Genomic DNA, 17,141 nt, shown 5'->3' with positions numbered 1-17,141 from the left:
AACAGCCCGGGTATCACAAAAAGGGCAGGGGACGGCGCGTCAACTGCCGAAGGTGAACGAGGAGTTGTGTGCGTATGACGTGCTGGTACGAAGGGCCCCTGACCGCTTTCGACACGGAGACGACCGGTGTCGACGTGGAAACCGACCGGATCGTGTCGGCGGCCGTCGTCGTCCAGGACGCTCCCGGCAGCCGCCCGCGCGTGCGTCGCTGGCTGGTGAATCCGGGGGTGCCGGTGCCCGAGGGCGCCACGGCGGTGCACGGGCTGACGGACGAACATCTGCGGCGCAGCGGCCGCTGGCCGGCGCCCGTGATGCACGAGATAGTCAGGGAACTGGCCGAGCAGAGCGCGGCGGGACGCCCGCTCGTGGTGATGAACGCGCCCTTCGATCTGACGCTCCTGGACCGGGAGTTGCGCAGGCACCGGGCATCCTCGCTGGACCACTGGTTCGAGGGCGTGCCGCTGCGCGTCCTCGATCCGCGGGTCCTCGACAAGTATCTGGACCGCTACCGCAAGGGCCGCCGCACGCTCACGGACCTGTGCGCGCACTACGAGGTGGAGCTGCAGGGCGCGCACGAGGCGGCGGCCGACGCGCTGGCCTCACTGGAGGTCGTCCGGGCGATCGGGCGGCGTTTCGCGACCCGCATGGAGCGGCTCACGCCGGCCGAACTGCACACGCTGCAGGGCGGCTGGCACGCGGCGCAGGCCCGTGGCCTGCAGGCGTGGTTCGCGCGCAGCGGCTCGGACGAGGTGGTCGACCAGTCCTGGCCCCTGCGCCCCGAACTCCCGGCGGAGGCCGCCTGAGCGGCCCTCACTGGCGCGACCATGCAAAAAGCCGGTCCGTCTGTGACGGACCGGCCTTTCCCGGTGGGCGATACTGGGTTCGAACCAGTGACCTCTTCGGTGTGAACGAAGCGCTCTCCCACTGAGCTAATCGCCCGGGAACGCACCGAACAATACAGGTCTCCGTGCGTTTCCTTCAAACCGCTTCACGGTTCCCCCGGAGGTGGGCGGCCAGCCCCCGCCGTCCCGCCCGCATCATCAGCGCGTGATTGGCGCGGAAGACGGGCCGCCCGGGCACCGCGAACCGTCGCAGCAGCGGCTTGGTCACGTGCACCTCCTGGTCGTAGCGGGCGCGGGTGTCCGGCCCGTCGGAGACGACGGTCCACCGTGCCCAGCCGTCCACGTCACCCGTCATCGCGATCTCCAGGATCCCGGCCGCCCGGTCGCGCCGGACCTCCCTGGCGGTGAGGACCAGGTCGTACGGCAGTACCGAGCGGATCCGGATGACACCGCTGACCTCGTCGAAGGGCGTCACCTCGCGCACCTGCGGCCACCAGCGCGGATAGCGCTCGGCGTCGGCCAGCGCGCCGAAGACGTCGTCGAGCGGGGCGGCGAGGGTCCAGAGGCTGCGGAAGCGATAGTGCGTCCAGTCCATGTCCATGGGTCTCATGAGCGGGGTATGCCCGCCGACGGCACACCCATGACGGATCTGAGTACGACCTGAGTATGTGCGCTCATGCCGTGGCACGTGACCCGGACCACACTCCGGGGTATGACGAACATTCCGCCGCCGGCCGAGGAGTTGCGGATCCTCGACCACGAGCTGTGGCAACTGGACGCCCGCAGGGCCCAGTTGCTGGCCCGCCGGGCCTGGCTGCTCGACGTGCTCCGGTCGGCCGGGCCCCAGACGGCCCCGGCCCACGGCCCGGCCACCTGGCCGCCGCGCGGGCCACGGCCCCCACGCCCGGAGGCCACGGCCCCCGGTGTGCAGAACGTGCTGCTCGTGCTCGGCGGCGTCCTGCTGACCATCGCGGCCATCGCGTTCACGCTGGTGAGCTGGGGCGACATGGGCATCGCCGGACGGGCGGCGGTCCTCGGCGTGGTCACCACGGCCGCGCTCGCCGCGCCCGTGCCGCTGCTGAAGCGCGGGCTCCGCTCGACGGCGGAATCGGTGGCGGGCCTCGGCCTCGCGCTGACGGTCCTCGACGCCTACGCGCTGCACGAGGTCGCCCTCTCCTCGCTGGACGGTACCGGCTACGCGGCAGCGGCGGCGGCGCTCCTGGCCGCGCTGTGGACGGCGTACGGGCGTGTGCTCGGCGATCTGCGGCTGCCGCTCCCGGCGGCCGTGGTGGCGGCTCAACTCCCCCTGCTGCTCTGGGCGGTGGCGGCCGGCACGGGCGACCACACGATCACGGCAGCACTCCTGGTGACGGCGGCGCTCGACGCGGCCGTGGCCCTCACGACGCCGGTGCGGCCCGTACGGATCGTCGCCGCCGCCGGCGCGTACGGGACGGGCGCCCTGGGTGTTCTGGCGGCCGGCCTCCTCACGTGGGACGCCCCCGGTCCGAGCGCCGCCGCCCGTGCGGCGGCGCTCCTCGCCCTCGCCGCGGCGATCGCGCTCGGGGCCGCGTGGCGTGCCCCCGAGGCGCGGGCCGCTCTCGGTCTCGCGTCGGCCGGCGGTCTGCTCGCCGTCGCCGCGGCGGGTGGCGTACTGCGCTCGGCACTGCCCGGTGTGTGGACGGTCCCGGCCTGCCTGGCCTGCGCGATCGCACTGCTGCCGGTACGCGGCACCTGGCTGCCCGAGGCCGTACGCCGTGGCCTGTTCCTGGCGTCCACGGCGGTGCAGGCGCTCGCCGTGGCCTGGACCCTGCCCCTCGTCGCGCTGATCCTTCTCGGCCCGGCCGACTGGGCCGCACGCGTGTGGTCCGGTACCCCGTCGGACGCCCGCGAGGCGGTGACGGTCTCCGCGCCGTGGATGTCCGGCACGGAGAGCGCTCCGCTTGTGCTGACGGCGGTGGCGGCGGTGCTGGCCCTGACGTTCCGGGGCGGCCCGCCGCGCCCCTTCGCCCTGAGCGGGGCACTGCTCCTGGCCTGGTCCACGGCCCTGATTCTCCCCGCGATCACGCAACTCCCCTACCCGGCGGCCCTGCTGGTGCACGGCGCGACCACGGTGGCGACGCTGACGGCTGCGTCGTACACGTCCGCGACCGGCGACGGCGACTGCACCACGCCGGAAGGCCGACGCGCATCGCTGCTCCCGGCCACCGCGCTCTGCCTCACGCTCCTCGGCTCGCTCCAGCTCGTGGCCCTCTCGCTGGCCTCCGAGGCCGCCACGCTCACCGTGCTCGGGAGCCTGACCGCGGTGTTCGCGTCGGCCGCCGTCCTGCCGCGCTGGAAGCACCCGCACGTCAGGGCCGTCACGACCGCCGCGGCCCTCGCGTACGCCACGGCGCTCGCCTGTGCCACGGGCGCGTCCCTCGACTGGCGGCCGCAGCACATCGCGCTGCTCGTCCTGGTGGTGCCGGCCGTCGCCGCGGTGCTCGCGCCCCGGCTCGGCGACCGCACGACGACGGTGTCCGCCGAGATCACGGGCGCCGTCGCGGGGCTGCTCGCGATCGGCCTCGCGACCGCCGACCTGCCCGTCCTCGCCCTGGTCCTGGCCCTGTGCGGCGTGATCGCCGCGGGCACGGCGGTACGTGCGGACCGCAGGCGGGTCGGCCATGCGGCGGCCGCGCTGTTCGTGCTGGCCACCTGGGTCCGCCTGGCCGCCTGGGAGGTCGGCGCGCCGGAGGCGTACACGCTGCCGGTGACCGTGCCCGCGCTGCTTCTCGGGTACGTCCGCAGGAGCCGTGACGCGGAGGCCTCGTCCTGGACCGCGTACGGTCCCGGCCTCTCGGTGACGCTGCTGCCGAGCCTCCTCGCGGTGTGGGGCGACGCGAACTGGTTGCGCCCTCTGCTGCTGGGCGCCGCGGCACTCGCCGTCACGCTCGTCGGCGTCCGCCACCGCCTCCGGGCACCGCTGATCCTCGGCGGCGCCACGCTCCTCCTGACCGCGCTCCACGAACTGGCCCCGTACATCGCCCAGGCCATGGCGCGGTCCCCCGCTGGGCGCCGCCCGCCCTGGCGGGCCTCCTGCTCCTGACCCTGGGCGCCACATACGAACAACGCCTACGAGACGCCCGCCGCCTCCGGGACACCCTGTCCAAGCTGCGCTGACGTCGCGCCCCTCGGGGAGTCGCCCCGCCAGGGGCGCTCCCGAGGGGCGCGGGGAACGGCGCGGCCAGCCCCGACGGACCCGCACCCGGACACCCCCTCCCCGGAGGTGCCCCGCCGGGAAAAGGCGTGGGCGCACTGCCGGTACGCGCACCGCTACAGGCACGTCGTGGCTGGGGTGCGCAGTTCACCGCGCCCCGTGAGGGGGTCCAGCCGGCGGAGCGTCACGGCATCTTGTTGCCAATCAATGCCAAGTTCTGGATGGCCGCCAGCCCGTACAGCGCCGTCGTGTTCGTCGACACCCAGGACGCCTCGCTGCCGGCGACCAGCCCCACCGGCCCCTCCACCTTCTTCGTGGACCAGTCGGTCGACTCCTTGTAGTCCCACGTGTCGGCACTGTTGTAGAACTGCCGCCACGCCCGCGCGGCCAGCGCGTCGTCGCCCAACTCCACCGCCGCGTACGCGTCCTGCCGTGAGTGCCCCTGAAACAGCAGCAGCGACCCGAAGTCGGACCCGTAACGAGCCTTCTGTTCGGCCTTGGTCGCGTTGAAGTACCGGCAGTAGTCGAGCCACGCCTCCTTGAACTCCGGCATGTCGATCTGGTCGAGCAGTTCGGCGTTCAGCTCGACGAGCCCGAACATCGCCGAGAGATGCGAGACGCCCACCACGGGCGCGTCCGCGACAGCGAACCTCCCGGTGTCCAGGTCGTACAGCGCACTCCCCTGCACGAACCCGTTGGGCTGCGCGGCGATGGTCTCCATCGTGGACAGCACCCGCGCCCGCGCCTTCTCCCACTTCGGCCCGCGCCGCTCCCACTCGGTGAGCCACGCCGACACGAGCCCGCTCCAGTCGGTGCCGAAGCCGATCGAGAGGGCGTTGCGGTCCGGCTCGTACGGCTCGGTGCGGATCTTGCGGATCGGGTCGAGCACGAGAAACGTCTCGTCGGAGTCGACGTTGGCGTGCATCAGATCGCCCACGCGTTCGTCGCCGGTGAGGAAGTAGTAGTACCGCCGGTAGGTCGTGTTGGCGATGCGTTGCTGCTTCGCGCTGTCGGCGTAGTGCTGCACGCCGTGCCGGGTACCGAGGCCGGCCCACTGCCCCAGGTGGTAGACGTCCACCTCACCGGTGTGCCGGGTCATCGCCTCCGCGAACCGGAAGATGTCGGCACGCCCGGAGCGCATATAGGCGAACCAGAGCCACAGGTCCGGCGACAGCTCGGAGTTGTCCCAGGCGTAGCCGCCGACGTCGTAGCACCACTGATGGCGGCTCGGATCGTACGTGTGCATGATGTCGCCGTAGTCCCAGAACCCGTACCACCTACGCATCTCCACCTGGTCCCTGTAATAGGTGAAGAGGAAGTCGAGATGGTCCTCGATCTTCGCCTTGGCGGCGGTGGAGCGGTCCGGTTCGGAGAACAGCCGGCCGAAGACTCCCGCCTTGATGAGATGCCCGGGCGGCGCGGCGAGCTGCGCCGGCGTGCGTACGGCGGCCACCTGCTTCGCCATCGCCTCGGCACTCGGCGTCGACTCATGGGCCCAGAAGAGCAGTTCGCTGGTACGGGCGATCCCGTAGGGGGTGCCGAAGCCCGGCTCGTAGTCCTCGTAGGTGATGTTGAGGCCTTCGAGCTGCTCGGGGTACGTGTCCTGGCCCATGCCGTCGTGGTAGAAGCGCAGGTCCATGGGTTGCGACTCGGGCGACCAGAGCCAGAGCGTGACCTCGGCCTCGTCGGTCTGGGCGTCGCGGATGTCGAGCTGGGCGGGGAACTTCTCCCAGAAGTCCCGCAGCCCGAAGGAGAATCCGCCGCTGGCACCGCCCACGTACCCGAAGCCGCTGGCCCGCCGGCCACCGCCCGCGGAGATCCAGCCGTGGCCCTTCTTGGTGCGCTTGCGCACGCCGAAACCGTCGGCGGAGAGCTGCGAGAGGGTGTAGTCGCCCCACTCGGGGATGTACTGGAGCCGGGTGGTCACCCGCTGGTCCCAGGTCGCCGGATCGGGCAGTTTCCTCCCCTCGAACTGAGCCGTCCGGATGGCCGAGCCCGGGTCCCGGCGCAGCCCGGTGATGCCCTTGACCGCCTCGCGCAGCAGCCCGGTCCCCTCACCGCCGATACGGATGTGCCGGTCGTACGCGGCGTCGCGCATCGGCACCTTGAAGCGCACGCCGATGCCGCGGATGAAGTCACCGCTCGCCTTCCCCGGCTCCTGGGTGCCGTCGAAGGTGATCGTGTGGACCATGCGGAACGACTCGCCGCCCGCGTAGAAGTAGAGCCGCACCGAGAACGGCAGCCAGCTGCGGCTGCCCTTGCGGTGCTTGCCGTCGATGCGTACGACGGCACGGACCGGCCCGTCCTGCTCGACCTCCGCCTTCGCGACGACGCTCTCGAACCGCTCGTACTTCTCGGCGCCCTGGTCGCCGTCCTCGATCTCCGGCTGGCGCAGCAGCACGAGCCGGCCGTCCTTGGCGATCTCCGTCGTTCCGCGGGTGACGGACTTGACGAGGGTGGACCCACTCGTGCCGATCCTCGCGGTGATGACCCCGGTCGAGACGGTGAGGGTGCCGCCGCTCCTGCCGACCGTGACCTTCTTCTCCGGGGCGGCGGGCGACCCCGTGTCGAGGGTGAGTCTTCCGCTGCCCGCTCCCGGCCCGACCGCGTGCGCGGTCCACTTCAGTGAGCCGTCGGGCCAGTAGCCGATCGGCCAGGACTGCACGGGCACGGCCTTGCCGTCGGAGTCGGTCAGCGCGAACGTCTGGTCCTTGTCGTACGCGCCCTTCGGCCAGGGCACGCCCACGGTCGAGCCGGGGGCCTCGCCGAGGCCGCCGTCCTCCAGCCAGTCCAGGGTCACCGGATCCGCGTCGGCGGCCTCGGCTCTCGGGGCGGCCTGCGCGGCCTGTGCGTCCTGCGCGCCCAGGGCCCAGCTGAACTGGGCGGCGGCTCCGGCGACGGCGGCCGCCTTGAGGAGGGACCTGCGGGGGATGGGGGACATGGCCTTTCCTTTCCTTGCGAGGAGGTCAGGTGCATGACAGAGAGAGGTGCGACGCCGGAGCGCCGACCTTGTGTGAAGCGGCCAGGACAGCCTGCGTGGAGGGCGGTCGAAGCGGCCGGTCAGCGGCGCCGGCCGCGTTCCTCCACGGCGAGGGCCGCCGCCGCGAGAGCCCCCAGGACGGGGATCGCCAACGGCGGCACGAACCAGCCGGAGACGGCCACGACAGCAAGGCCGCCGACGAGCAGGAAGGATCCCGCGGGGTCGAGGACCGTACGGCGTCCGGCGGCGCCGAGCAGTTCCCGCCACCGGGCGCCGGGCTCCCAGACAGCCGCCGCGCGCAGCCCGGCGACGGCCAGCCCGAGCAGCGCGAACAGGCCCACGGCCCCGACGAACGGGCCGCCCGGGATCCCGGCGCGTACGGCCTGCACATCGACCCACACCGCGAGGGCCGCGGCCCACCCGGCGAGCCCGGCGAGCCACCCGCCGCGCACAGCCGCACGGAAGTCCACGACGAACTCCCGCCAGCCACCCGCCTCATGGGCCGTACGCCGCCGAAGGTGCCGGGACCCGGCGGCGAACGCGGCGGGATAGGTGACCACGGGCAGCGAGGCCACCGCGATCCACACCCCGGTGAGCAGACACTCGGCGAACAGCGCGAACCGCTCGGCGAGGACGGACTCCCGCTTCGGGTGCTTCCGCGCGGACACCGGCACCGGTGCGGTACGAGCCTTCATGGGTGAGTCAGCCCTTCAGACCGGAGGTCGCCATACCGTCGATCAGATAGCGCTGGAAGGCGAGGAAGAAGGCCAGCACGGGCAGCAGCGCCACCAGCGACATGGCGATCATGCCGCCGTAGTTGGCGACGCCCTCCTGGTCGCGGAACATCATCATGCCGAGGGAGACGGTGTACTTGGCGGGCTCGTTGAGGTAGATCAGCGGGCCCATGAAGTCGTTCCAGGCGTTGATGAAGGTGAAGATCGCGCTGGTGATGAGGGCCGGGCGGCACAGCGGCAACACGATCGACCAGTAGATCCTCAGATGCCCGCAGCCGTCGAGCCGCGCCGCCTCGTCCAGTTCCTTGGGCAGGTTCCGCATGAACTGCACCATGAGGAAGACGAAGAACGCCTCGGTGGCCAGGAACTTGCCGATCAGCAGCGGCACGTACGTATTGATCAGTTCCATCTTCTGGAACATCACGTACTGCGGGATGAGCAGCACGTGGTACGGCAGCAGCAGGGTGCCGATCATCAGCGAGAACATCAGGTTGCGCCCGGCGAACCGGATGCGGGCGAACCCGTACGCCGTCAGCGAGCAGGAGACCAGGATGCCGACGACCGAGCCGAGCGCGTAGAAGAGCGAGTTCTGGAAGAACGTGGCGATCGAGATGTCCGCGATGCCGTCGGCCAGCCCCTTGAAGTTCTGCAGGATCGGGCTGGTCGGGAAGAGCTGCAGACTGCCGATGATCTCCCGGCTCGGCTTGAACGAGGCGCCGATGACCCAGACGACGGGATAGAGGACGACCGCGAGGACGAGCAGCGCGCCGAGGTGCCAGGCGAGCGAGCCGGTGCTCTTGCGCCCGAGCGCCGGAGCCCTGCGCGGCGGGGCGGAGTCCGTACGCGTACCCGTACTCGTCGCCGTGCCTGTGGTCGTGGGGGTGGTGGTGCTCATCGGGAGGCCTCCTCGTAGTGCACCCACCGCTTCTGGGACCAGAAGAGGACCACCGTCACCAGGGCCACGGCGAGCAGCAGCATCCAGGCCATCGCGGAGGCGAAGCCCATCTGGGCCTCCTTGAAGCCCTTCTGGTACAGGTAACAGGTGTAGACGAGCGTGGAGTCGGCCGGTCCGCAGGTGGCATTGGAGACGACGTACGCGGAACCGAAGATCTGGAACGAGTGGATGGTCTCCAGCAGCACGTTGAAGAACAGCACCGGGGAAATCATCGGCAGGGTGATGCTCCAGAACCGCTTGAACGGTCCGGCGCCGTCGACCTCGGCCGCCTCGTACAGCTCCTTCGGTACCTGCTTCAGACCGGCGAGGAAGATGACCATGGGTGCGCCGAACTGCCAGACGGTGAGCGCCACCAGGCTGTAGAGCACCCAGTCCGGGTTGCCGACCCAGCCGCCCACGTCGAACCCGAGGAACGACTGCGTACGGTCCACGGCGGCGTCGTCGGAGAACAGCGCGCGCCACACGAAGCCGATGGACACGCTCGCGCCGATCAGCGAGGGGGCGTAGAACGCGGCCCGGTAGAAGGCCTGTCCGCGGCGGCTCTGGGCGAGCAGCAGGGCCACCCCGAGCGCGAGGAGCAGTTTCAGGGGGGTGCCGATGACGACGTACTTCGCCGTCACCTCGACCGACTTCTGCCACCGGGGATCGTCGAGCATCCTGGTGAAGTTGTCGAAGCCGATCCACTTCGGGGAGTCGAAGAGGTTGTAGTCGGTGAACGCGAAATACAGCGATGCGGCCATGGGCCCCGCGGTCAGCAGCAGAAAGCCCGCGATCCAGGGGGACATGAAGAGGTAGCCGGCGAGATTCTCCCGGCGGCCCCGTCGCCGCACGGCGACGGGACGGCCGGGACGCTTCTCCGGGGCATCCGGCGGAGAGTCCTTGATGAGCGTCGTCACTGCTGTTCCCATCAGGTGGCGAGGGCGGTCTTCGCCTCGGAGAAGAACTGCTTGACCGCGTCGGAGACCTTCGTCTTGCCCGTCGACATGTCACCGGCGACCCGCAGGAACGCGGCCTCCACCGTGTCGGCGCCCGCCGGGTGCGGTGTGATGGTCCCGAGCAGTCCGGCCTCGGCGACGTCCGCCTCGTACTTCGCGATCGCCTGGTTGGGGGCGTCCGTCGGCTTGTACGCCTCGAACTGCTCGGTGGTGGCGAGGATGCCGCGGTCGTAGCCCATGATCTTGCCGACCTCGGGGTCGTGGACCATGAAGGAGATGAACTGGGCGACTTCCTCGGGGTGCTTGGTCCGCGCGAAACCGCTCAGCATGAGCGAGCCGAGGTACTGGCCCGTCTCCTTGCCGTCGGTCGTGGGGATCGGCGCCAGGCCGTAGCTGCTGTCGCCCTCCGTGGTGTAGCGCACGGTGAAGTTGTCCCAGGTGAACTCGGACGCCCCGTCCCCGGAGGCCAGCGCCGACTTGGGCTTGAGCTGCTCGACCTTCTTCGGGTCGGTGACGATGCCGGCCTTGACGCGGTTGTAGCCGTCCTGCCACCACTCCGTCAGATCGGCCTCGTCGAAACCGAGTCCGTCCTCGGTGAAGAACGCCTTGCCGTTCTGGCGCAGATAGAGGTCGTAGAGGTACATGATCCCGAAGTAGCCGGTGTCACCCGCCACCTTCTGGGTGTCGTGGATCTTCTTGAGCGCGGCGAAGTACTCGTCCCAGGTCCAGCCCTGCTCGGCCTTCACGCCGGCGGCTTTGAAGACTTTCTCGTCGATGACGAGTGACATGGTGTTGGAGCCGACGGGCACGCCGAGCAGTTTTCCGTCGACCTCGCCGACCTTCTCGACTCCCGCCCGGAAGTTCTTGAGGTCCAGATTTCCCGCGTCCACTTGCGACTTGAGGTCGAGCAGAACACTTCTCTTGTCGTACTTCCGCAGGAATGCGACCGCGTTCTGGAATACGTCCGGCGGATTACCGCCCGCGGCCTGGGTCTGGAACTTCTCCCAAAAGGCCACGTAATCCTGGAAGTCCGTCTTCACCTTGATCTTCGGGTATTTCTTCTCGAAGAGCTTGATGGACTGGTTGATGCGCTTGGCGCGCTCCTCGGCACCCCACCAGGCGAAGCGGATCTCGACCGTGCCGTCGCCCGACCCGCCGCCGTCTCCCCCACAGCCCGTGGTCGCGGCCAGCCCCGCCGTCGCGAGCGACGCCCCGGCCACTTTGAGGACCGTCCGCCTCTCGACACTCCCGTTTATCCCCACAGTCGGGCCTCCTCGCGACGTCACTGTCCGCTGCCATGAATCGTTTCAAGTAAGCGCTTGCTGGCACAAGGTACGGAGGCCCTCAGCGGCCGTCAATGATTCGGACAGGAATTGATGTGAACCGCCTCGCGGACGCGTGAGCGTCAACTGGGACGAACTGACTACGGAGTTGGGCGACTGCGCAGGTAGAGGGGGGTGGGGCCGGGCGGCCGCCCTGTTGAGCCCTGGCGTCACGCGTGGAGCCCTGGCGTCACGCGGCGAGGCTCGTGCCCCCTCGGGGCGGGACGCGCCGCCCGTCGAGGCGGGACGCGGGCGAGGCCTAGAGCTGCGAGCGGTGCACACGACTGCTGCCGCTGGGCGACTGCTGTATGGCTGGCGTACGGCTGTCGGACGCATATGGGGGCGAGGGCACGGATTGCGGACCGTGGGCCGCGGCTGCGGGGGGCCGTGCCGGGTGCCGGGTGAACTTCCGGCGGGCGGAGGTGTTCCGAACGCCGACAGGCGGCTTGGGTCCACGGAACTCGTGGACCCAAGCCGCCTGTCGGCAGTGTGGGCGATACTGGGATCGAACCAGTGACCTCTTCGGTGTGAACGAAGCGCTCTCCCGCTGAGCTAATCGCCCGGGCGCAGGAAGTAGATTACCCCATGTCAGGGCGTGCGTCCGACCGGCCCGTGCGTGCGTGAACCGCCGCTACTCCTTGATGTTCCACGGCATCTCGATGCCGAACTTCCACACGTACACCCCGACCAGTACCGCGATGATCACCAGCCCGATGGTCGTCAGGATGATGTTGCGGCGGCGGACCTTCGGGTCGAGAGCCTTCTGTGTGGCCTCGGTGACTTTGCGTTTCGTCCAGCGGAGCACCAGCTGCGCCCAGACGAACTCGGTCGCCCAGATCGCCATACCGCCGAAGATCACCAGCCAGCCCGGGCCGGGCAGAGGCAGCATGATCACGCCGGCCACGACGACCGCGAGACCCACTACGAAGACGCCCACCTGCCAGCTCAGGTGCAGCATGCGGCGTGCCTGGATGAATTGCGGCGCACGGGATCCGAGCGCCGGCTCGCTCTTGGTTTCGTCGGCCGCCACGGCGACCTCCCCCGTTCGGTCACTCCCCGTATTCATACGGCCAAACCCTACCGGACGGAAACCGGTCACCGGAATGGTCGTAGTGCGCGAACGAGGACTCGGCCGGATGAGGTACCTAAAGACACGCAAAACACTCAGAGGGGTTTACAACGGCACCGTAGGTGGCATGTCGATTTCGCCGACGTGCGAATCCCCGAGCGCACACTGAGCGAAAGGCCCTGGCGCTTATGAACACCACGGTCAGCTGCGAGCTGCACCTGCGCCTCGTTGTGTCGAGCGAGTCCTCTCTGCCTGTCCCCGCAGGCCTGCGGTACGACACGGCCGATCCCTACGCCGTGCACGCCACCTTCCACACCGGAGCGGAGGAGACTGTCGAGTGGGTGTTCGCCCGCGACCTTCTCGCCGAGGGCCTGCACCGGCCCACCGGTACCGGCGACGTCCGAGTCTGGCCGTCCCGCAGTCACGGTCAGGGCGTCGTGTGCATCGCCCTGAGCTCTCCGGAGGGCGAAGCTCTGCTGGAGGCCCCTGCGCGGGCCCTGGAGTCGTTCCTGAAGCGCACCGACGCCGCCGTGCCTCCCGGCACGGAACACCGGCACTTCGATCTCGATACGGAGCTCTCACACATCCTGGCCGAAAGCTAGGACGAGGCTTCGTACCAAGCCGCCCGGCGCCGTCCACTCGGGGAGACGGCTCGGGCTCAGACAACCGCATATGGATGACATGGGCGCCGTCTCCGCGTTAGCGCGCGGGGGCGGCGCCCGTGCGGTTCCCTGCCGGGTACGTGTCGTTTCCAACTGATTGCGCCGTTCCCCGCGCCCCCGGGTGGGTCGGGCTGCACGCCGTGTGGCCGGTGCACGCCGGTCTGCGTTGAGCGCGCCGTTCCCCGCGCCCCCGGGTGAGTGGGGCTGCACGTCGTCCCGGGCTGAGCGCAGCTCGTTCCCGGGGGTGTGGTGTTTTTCGTGGCCCCGAGGGTGGTGGGGCAGCGGGCCGGTCCTGGGGGGCGGAGGGCTGGGCCCGGTGTCGCGGGGCCTGGAGCCGCTAGCATCGGCCAGCATCGGCGGGCGTTCGCCCGACCTTCAGGCCAGGGAGCGAAACGTGCTGATCACCCACGACACCCGGTGTGCCCTCGACACCGTGGTCGATCTGGTGAACACCGCACCGGATGACGACACCCCGGACGGACTCGTGAACCTCGCGGCACTGCTCGACTTCGTGCGAAAACACGACATGAGCGATGTCGGGACCCTGTCCGAGCTCGATCTCTCGGCGGTGCGCCGGATCCGGGGGCGTTTCGCCGCGGTGTTCGCCGCCCCGGACGCCCGTACCGCCGCCTCGCTCATCAACGAGCTGGTCGCCGCCGCCGGCACCACGCCGCGTCTCACCAACCATGACGGCTACGACTGGCACGTGCACTACTTCGCGCCCGGCGCGTCCGTCGCCGACCATCTCGCCGCGGACTGCGGCATGGCGCTGGCGTTCTTCGTGGTGGCCGGAGAAGAGGAACGGCTGCGCCGCTGTGAGGCACCGGACTGCCGACGCGCCTTCGTCGATCTCTCCCGCAACCGCTCCCGCCGCTACTGCGACAGCCGCACCTGCGGAAACCGCCTGCATGTGGCCGCCTACCGGGCGCGGCGCAAGGAAGCGGCAGGCTGACGGAGTCCTCAGCGGGTGACGCCGGGGACTCCGCGTACGGCTCAGAGCAGCAGCAGATCGTGCAGCGAAGCCATGAGCAGCAAACAGCCGATCACCGCAAGGAAGATCATCAGCGGTGGCTGAGAAAGCGCGAAGAGACAACCCCGCCGCTCCTCGGGAGGAACCACGGTGTCGCTCTGGGTTGTGTCCAGCATCTCGCCGCGATGATGACGCAGCCGAGACGCCCTACGCGATCAACACGCCCGGATTATGGGGGAGTTAGCCGAAATCCGTGACACGGTGTTCCACGATCTGGGATACGCGGGTGTGAGGCCGTCGACACGACCGGTCTGGCGAGCGGTGAGGGAGGGCGGACGTGGGTTCAGACGGCTGCTCTCAGCGCGGCTCGTAGCGGCGCGTCAGACGATCCTCGCGTGCCGCTGATTCTGCTTCCTCATATCCCGTGCTTCTTCAGGATCGCCTCGATGTCGCTGAAGTCCTCCCCCGCCGGGGCCTTGCGCGGCTTGGGCTCGGGACGGACCGCCGGACGGGATGCCGCCGGGCCCAGGGAGGGCGCGGAGGCCGCCGGAGCCACCGCGTCGCGCTGCGCGGCCCGGGCCGCCCTGCGCTCCTTGCGGGTGCCGCCCGTACGCCGCTCCACGGCGCGCGTGGTCATGAACAGCAGCCAGGCCGCTCCGAGCACGCCGAACCCGGCCCAGGCCGTCGGGCTGAAGGCCGTGTCGGCCGCCCATTCGACGACCCCGGTCATCACCAGGCCGAGCGGCACCAGCGAGTACGCGGCAAGGCGGGCCGCGGTGAGAAGACGTTTGCGGTACGCGGTGACCGCGGCGATGCCCAGGCCTGCCGCGGCCACGGCGGAACAGACGGTCTCGGCAATCATCCGGTCCTCCAGGCAGGTCGGGCGGGGTCGGGCAGGGGTACTTCGTCCCTTCCATCCTGCACCGCCGCATGCCCGGTATGCCATGGTCCGGGGAGACCTCAGGGACATCTCCGGGTCGGGTCCTCCTGAGGTGCCGGTCCGACCCGGGTCCGCCGGAGGTCCCGGTTGGGGTGCGCGGGTCCCGGCTGGGAGACTGGCCCCATGAGCGACTCCTCCCCCGCCCGCGCCGCCGTCCCCGTACTGGACATCTGGTGCGAACTGCAGTGCCCGGACTGCCGTAGTGCCCTCGACGACCTGCGCGCGCTGCGTGCCCGCTACGGCGACCGGCTGGAGCTGCGGCTGCGGCACTTCCCGCTGGAGAAGCACAAGCACGCGTTCGCGGCGGCCCAGGCCGCCGAGGAGGCCGCGGAACAGGGCAAGGCCTGGCCGTACGTCGAAGCGGTGCTGGAGCGCGTGGCGGAGCTGGACCGTGACGGGGAGGCGGTCCTCCTCGATGTGGCCCGTGGTCTCGGCCTGGACGCCGAGGAGTTCGACACGGCCCTCATCGACGGCCGGCACATCCTGATCGTCGATGCCGACCAGGCCGAGGGCAAGGCCATCGGCGTGACCGGCACGCCGACGTACGTCATCGACGGCGAGCGCCTGGACGGCGGCAAGAGCCAGGACGGGTTGCGCGAGCGCGTCGAGGAGATCGTGGACCGCCTGCTGGCCGCGCCGGACGCCTGACGCTCACCTCCTCCGTCCTTCCCGGCCGCTCCACCCGCCCCGGCCGCTCCACCGGCCCGGGCGGCTCCCCCGGCTCGGTTCCGGCGGCTCCGGCCCGCCCCCGCCGCTACAGCAAGTCCTTGTAGAAGTGGTACGTCGTCGCCTCGTAGCCGAGCGACTCGTACAGCCGCTCGGCCGGGGTGTTGCCGGTGAAGACGTTCAGGCGGACACCGGCGCGTCCGGCGGCGTGTGCCCGTGCCTCGGCGAGGAGCATCAGCGAGCGGCCGTGCCCCCGGCCCCGGTGGCTCTCGTCGACGTCGACGCGGTAGACGAACGCCCAGCCGTCACGCGACGCCACCCACAGCACGCCCACCACGGTTCCGTCGTGCTCCAGGACGTCCAGGTCCGTGCCCGCGCTGCCGAGTCCGTCCGGCAACAAGGTGGCGTAGTCCCGGTCGGCCTTGGCACGGGCCTCGGCCCCGGGCACCCCGCGGGTGATCCACTCCTGGGTGTAGGCCTCCTTGGCCCGCACCATCCAGGGTGTGAACTCGTCCTCCGTCATGGCACGGCCCCGGCTGCCGGCCGGGAGTTCGGGCGCAGGCGCGCCGAGCCGCTTCTCCATGGCGCGGTTGCGGACCACGTAACCGAGGGCCGTCGTGAGCCGCAGGGCCGCCGCCGCGTCGGCGGGTACCGACACCTCGATCCGCCGGCAGCCCCAGCCGCGCGCCACCTCCTCCGCGGCGAGCGCGGCCACCGTGCCCCTGCCGCGCCCACGGTCCGGCTCCTCGATGCCCAGTTCGTGGATCCGGGCGACGGAGGGGCCGGAACCAGGGTCGGTGGCGAGATGTATCGCGCCCACGGGACGGCTGTTCACACAGACCGTGTAATGGCGGGAGAGCGCCCCGCCGGCGTCACGCTGAAGCGGCTCGGTCGGCCGCAGGGTGGTGGTCATCAGGGGTGTTGTACCCGTCCGGACGCCCTCACGCCATCGAGTTCGGCCGCCGGTTCCGACGAGTCACCGCACGACGACCGGCCCAGGGATCGGCTCAGGGACCGACCCGGAGACCGACCCGGAGACCGACCTCAGGGATCCAGGTCGTCGGCCGCCCGCTCGGCGAAGATCCGCATGGCCTTCGCGGTCACCGGGCCCGGCGCGCCCGGCAGTTCGCGGCCGTCGACCCGGTGCACGGCCTGCACATCGCGCAGCGTCGAGGTCAGGAAGACCTCCTCGGCCCGCTCCAGGACGTCCAGCGGGAGGTCGGTCTCCTTGGCGCCGGTCCACTCGACGGTGAGGGCGCGCGTGATGCCCGCGAGGCAGCCCGAGGCGACGGGCGGGGTGTGGATCTCGCCGTCGAGGACGACGAAGACGTTGGACCCCGTGCCCTCGCAGAGCTGTCCGACCGTGTTCGCGAACAGCGCCTCCGAACCGCCGTGCTCGCGCGCGCGGGCGAGGGCGACGACGTTCTCGGCGTACGACGTCGTCTTCAGGCCCGTCAGCGCGCCGCGCTCGTTGCGCGTCCAGGGGACGGTGATCACGGCGGTGGAGTCGGGGCGGCGGGCGGACTCCGCCAGCGCCACGACCAGGGTCGGCCCCTGCTCCCCACGGTCCGAGCCGAGCGGCCCGTGACCGCCGGTGTACGTGATCCGCAGGCGGCCGAGCGGCACGGGATTGGCGTCCAGGACGGCCGCGCAGGCCCTGAGCAGCTCGTCGCGGTCGGGTTCGGGCAGTCCGAGGCCGCTCGCCGAGCGCGCCAGGCGGTCGAGGTGCCTGGTGAGCGCGAAGGTGCGGCCGTCGGTCGCCTTCACCGTCTCGAAGATGCCGTCGCCCACCGTCAGTCCGTGGTCGAACACGGAGACACGGGCCGACTCGCTGTCCTGCAGCCCGCCGTCGAGCCAGATCTTCACTGAACCT

General features: G+C 70.6%; 15 protein-coding genes, 2 tRNA genes and 1 pseudogene. 5 read left to right on the top strand and 13 right to left on the bottom strand.

Annotated elements, in window-relative coordinates; translation table 11 throughout:
* Positions 1–74: 74 nt before the first annotated feature.
* A complete protein-coding gene (locus tag IE278_RS15655) occupies positions 75–803 on the top strand; it encodes a 3'-5' exonuclease (RefSeq protein WP_189772711.1) in 729 nt (242 codons plus the stop codon).
* Between the two features lie 64 nt (positions 804–867).
* Here the strand turns inward: IE278_RS15655 and IE278_RS15650 are convergent.
* Positions 868–939, bottom strand: a tRNA-Val gene (locus IE278_RS15650).
* Between the two features lie 39 nt (positions 940–978).
* On the bottom strand, positions 979–1,437 hold the full coding sequence (locus IE278_RS15645) for an SRPBCC family protein (RefSeq protein ID WP_189772967.1): 459 nt from the start codon (positions 1,435–1,437) through the stop codon (positions 979–981).
* An 81-nt stretch (positions 1,438–1,518) separates the two neighbouring features.
* On the opposite strand from IE278_RS15645, the pseudogene IE278_RS15640 reads away from it, so the two are divergent.
* Positions 1,519–3,998 (top strand): annotated as a pseudogene (locus IE278_RS15640) (SCO7613 C-terminal domain-containing membrane protein).
* Between the two features lie 221 nt (positions 3,999–4,219).
* Here the strand turns inward: IE278_RS15640 and IE278_RS15635 are convergent.
* The 7 genes from IE278_RS15635 to IE278_RS15605 form a co-directional block, all read right to left on the bottom strand.
* Complete coding sequence (locus IE278_RS15635; protein WP_189772709.1) at positions 4,220–6,976, bottom strand: exo-rhamnogalacturonan lyase family protein; 2,757 nt, start codon at positions 6,974–6,976, stop codon at positions 4,220–4,222.
* A 119-nt stretch (positions 6,977–7,095) separates the two neighbouring features.
* A complete protein-coding gene (locus tag IE278_RS15630; RefSeq protein WP_189772707.1) occupies positions 7,096–7,710 on the bottom strand; it encodes a hypothetical protein in 615 nt (204 codons plus the stop codon).
* A gap of 7 nt (positions 7,711–7,717) precedes the next feature.
* Positions 7,718–8,644, bottom strand: coding sequence for a carbohydrate ABC transporter permease (locus IE278_RS15625; protein WP_189772705.1), 927 nt, complete (start codon positions 8,642–8,644; stop codon positions 7,718–7,720).
* Positions 8,641–9,612 carry a carbohydrate ABC transporter permease gene (locus IE278_RS15620; protein WP_189772703.1) on the bottom strand — a complete coding sequence of 324 codons (972 nt, stop codon included), beginning with the start codon at positions 9,610–9,612 and terminating at the stop codon, positions 8,641–8,643. The genes IE278_RS15625 and IE278_RS15620 overlap by 4 nt, the downstream gene beginning before the upstream one ends.
* Positions 9,612–10,901 carry an ABC transporter substrate-binding protein gene (locus tag IE278_RS15615; RefSeq protein ID WP_189772701.1) on the bottom strand — a complete coding sequence of 430 codons (1,290 nt, stop codon included), beginning with the start codon at positions 10,899–10,901 and terminating at the stop codon, positions 9,612–9,614. Before IE278_RS15615 ends, IE278_RS15620 begins: the two co-directional genes overlap by 1 nt.
* A 550-nt stretch (positions 10,902–11,451) precedes the next feature.
* Positions 11,452–11,523 (bottom strand) — tRNA-Val (locus IE278_RS15610).
* Positions 11,524–11,592: 69 nt separating this feature from the next.
* The gene (locus tag IE278_RS15605; protein ID WP_189772699.1) at positions 11,593–12,027 is read right to left on the bottom strand and encodes a TIGR02611 family protein; all 435 of its coding nucleotides are present in this window, start codon (positions 12,025–12,027) and stop codon (positions 11,593–11,595) included.
* A 191-nt stretch (positions 12,028–12,218) separates the two neighbouring features.
* On the opposite strand from IE278_RS15605, the gene IE278_RS15600 reads away from it, so the two are divergent.
* Both IE278_RS15600 and IE278_RS15595 read left to right on the top strand, forming a co-directional pair.
* On the top strand, positions 12,219–12,632 hold the full coding sequence (locus IE278_RS15600; RefSeq protein WP_003959770.1) for an SsgA family sporulation/cell division regulator: 414 nt from the start codon (positions 12,219–12,221) through the stop codon (positions 12,630–12,632).
* 454 nt (positions 12,633–13,086) lie between these two features.
* Entirely contained in the window at positions 13,087–13,644 is a 558-nt protein-coding gene (locus IE278_RS15595; RefSeq protein ID WP_189772697.1) for a CGNR zinc finger domain-containing protein, read from the top strand.
* Positions 13,645–13,685: 41 nt separating this feature from the next.
* On the opposite strand, the gene IE278_RS15590 is transcribed toward IE278_RS15595, so the two are convergent.
* Complete coding sequence (locus IE278_RS15590) at positions 13,686–13,838, bottom strand: hypothetical protein (RefSeq protein ID WP_189772695.1); 153 nt, start codon at positions 13,836–13,838, stop codon at positions 13,686–13,688.
* Between the two features lie 239 nt (positions 13,839–14,077).
* The gene (locus tag IE278_RS15585) at positions 14,078–14,524 is read right to left on the bottom strand and encodes a hypothetical protein (protein ID WP_189772693.1); all 447 of its coding nucleotides are present in this window, start codon (positions 14,522–14,524) and stop codon (positions 14,078–14,080) included.
* Positions 14,525–14,725: 201 nt separating this feature from the next.
* On the opposite strand from IE278_RS15585, the gene IE278_RS15580 reads away from it, so the two are divergent.
* Positions 14,726–15,250 (top strand): DsbA family protein, encoded by a 525-nt coding sequence (locus IE278_RS15580; protein WP_189772691.1) that lies wholly within the window; start codon positions 14,726–14,728, stop codon positions 15,248–15,250.
* Between the two features lie 106 nt (positions 15,251–15,356).
* Here IE278_RS15580 and IE278_RS15575 read toward each other — a convergent pair whose 3' ends face one another.
* Positions 15,357–16,181, bottom strand: a complete 825-nt coding sequence (locus tag IE278_RS15575; protein WP_189772689.1) for a GNAT family N-acetyltransferase — start codon at positions 16,179–16,181, stop codon at positions 15,357–15,359.
* 131 nt (positions 16,182–16,312) lie between these two features.
* Positions 16,313–17,134 carry an aminotransferase class IV gene (locus IE278_RS15570; protein WP_189772687.1) on the bottom strand — a complete coding sequence of 274 codons (822 nt, stop codon included), beginning with the start codon at positions 17,132–17,134 and terminating at the stop codon, positions 16,313–16,315.
* Positions 17,135–17,141: the final 7 nt, after the last annotated feature.

The sequence above is a fragment of the Streptomyces tauricus genome (genome assembly GCF_014650955.1).
Classification (GTDB): domain Bacteria; phylum Actinomycetota; class Actinomycetes; order Streptomycetales; family Streptomycetaceae; genus Streptomyces; species Streptomyces tauricus.
Note: the sequence above shows the minus strand (reverse complement) of the source record. Positions and strands in the feature narration are given on the sequence as shown.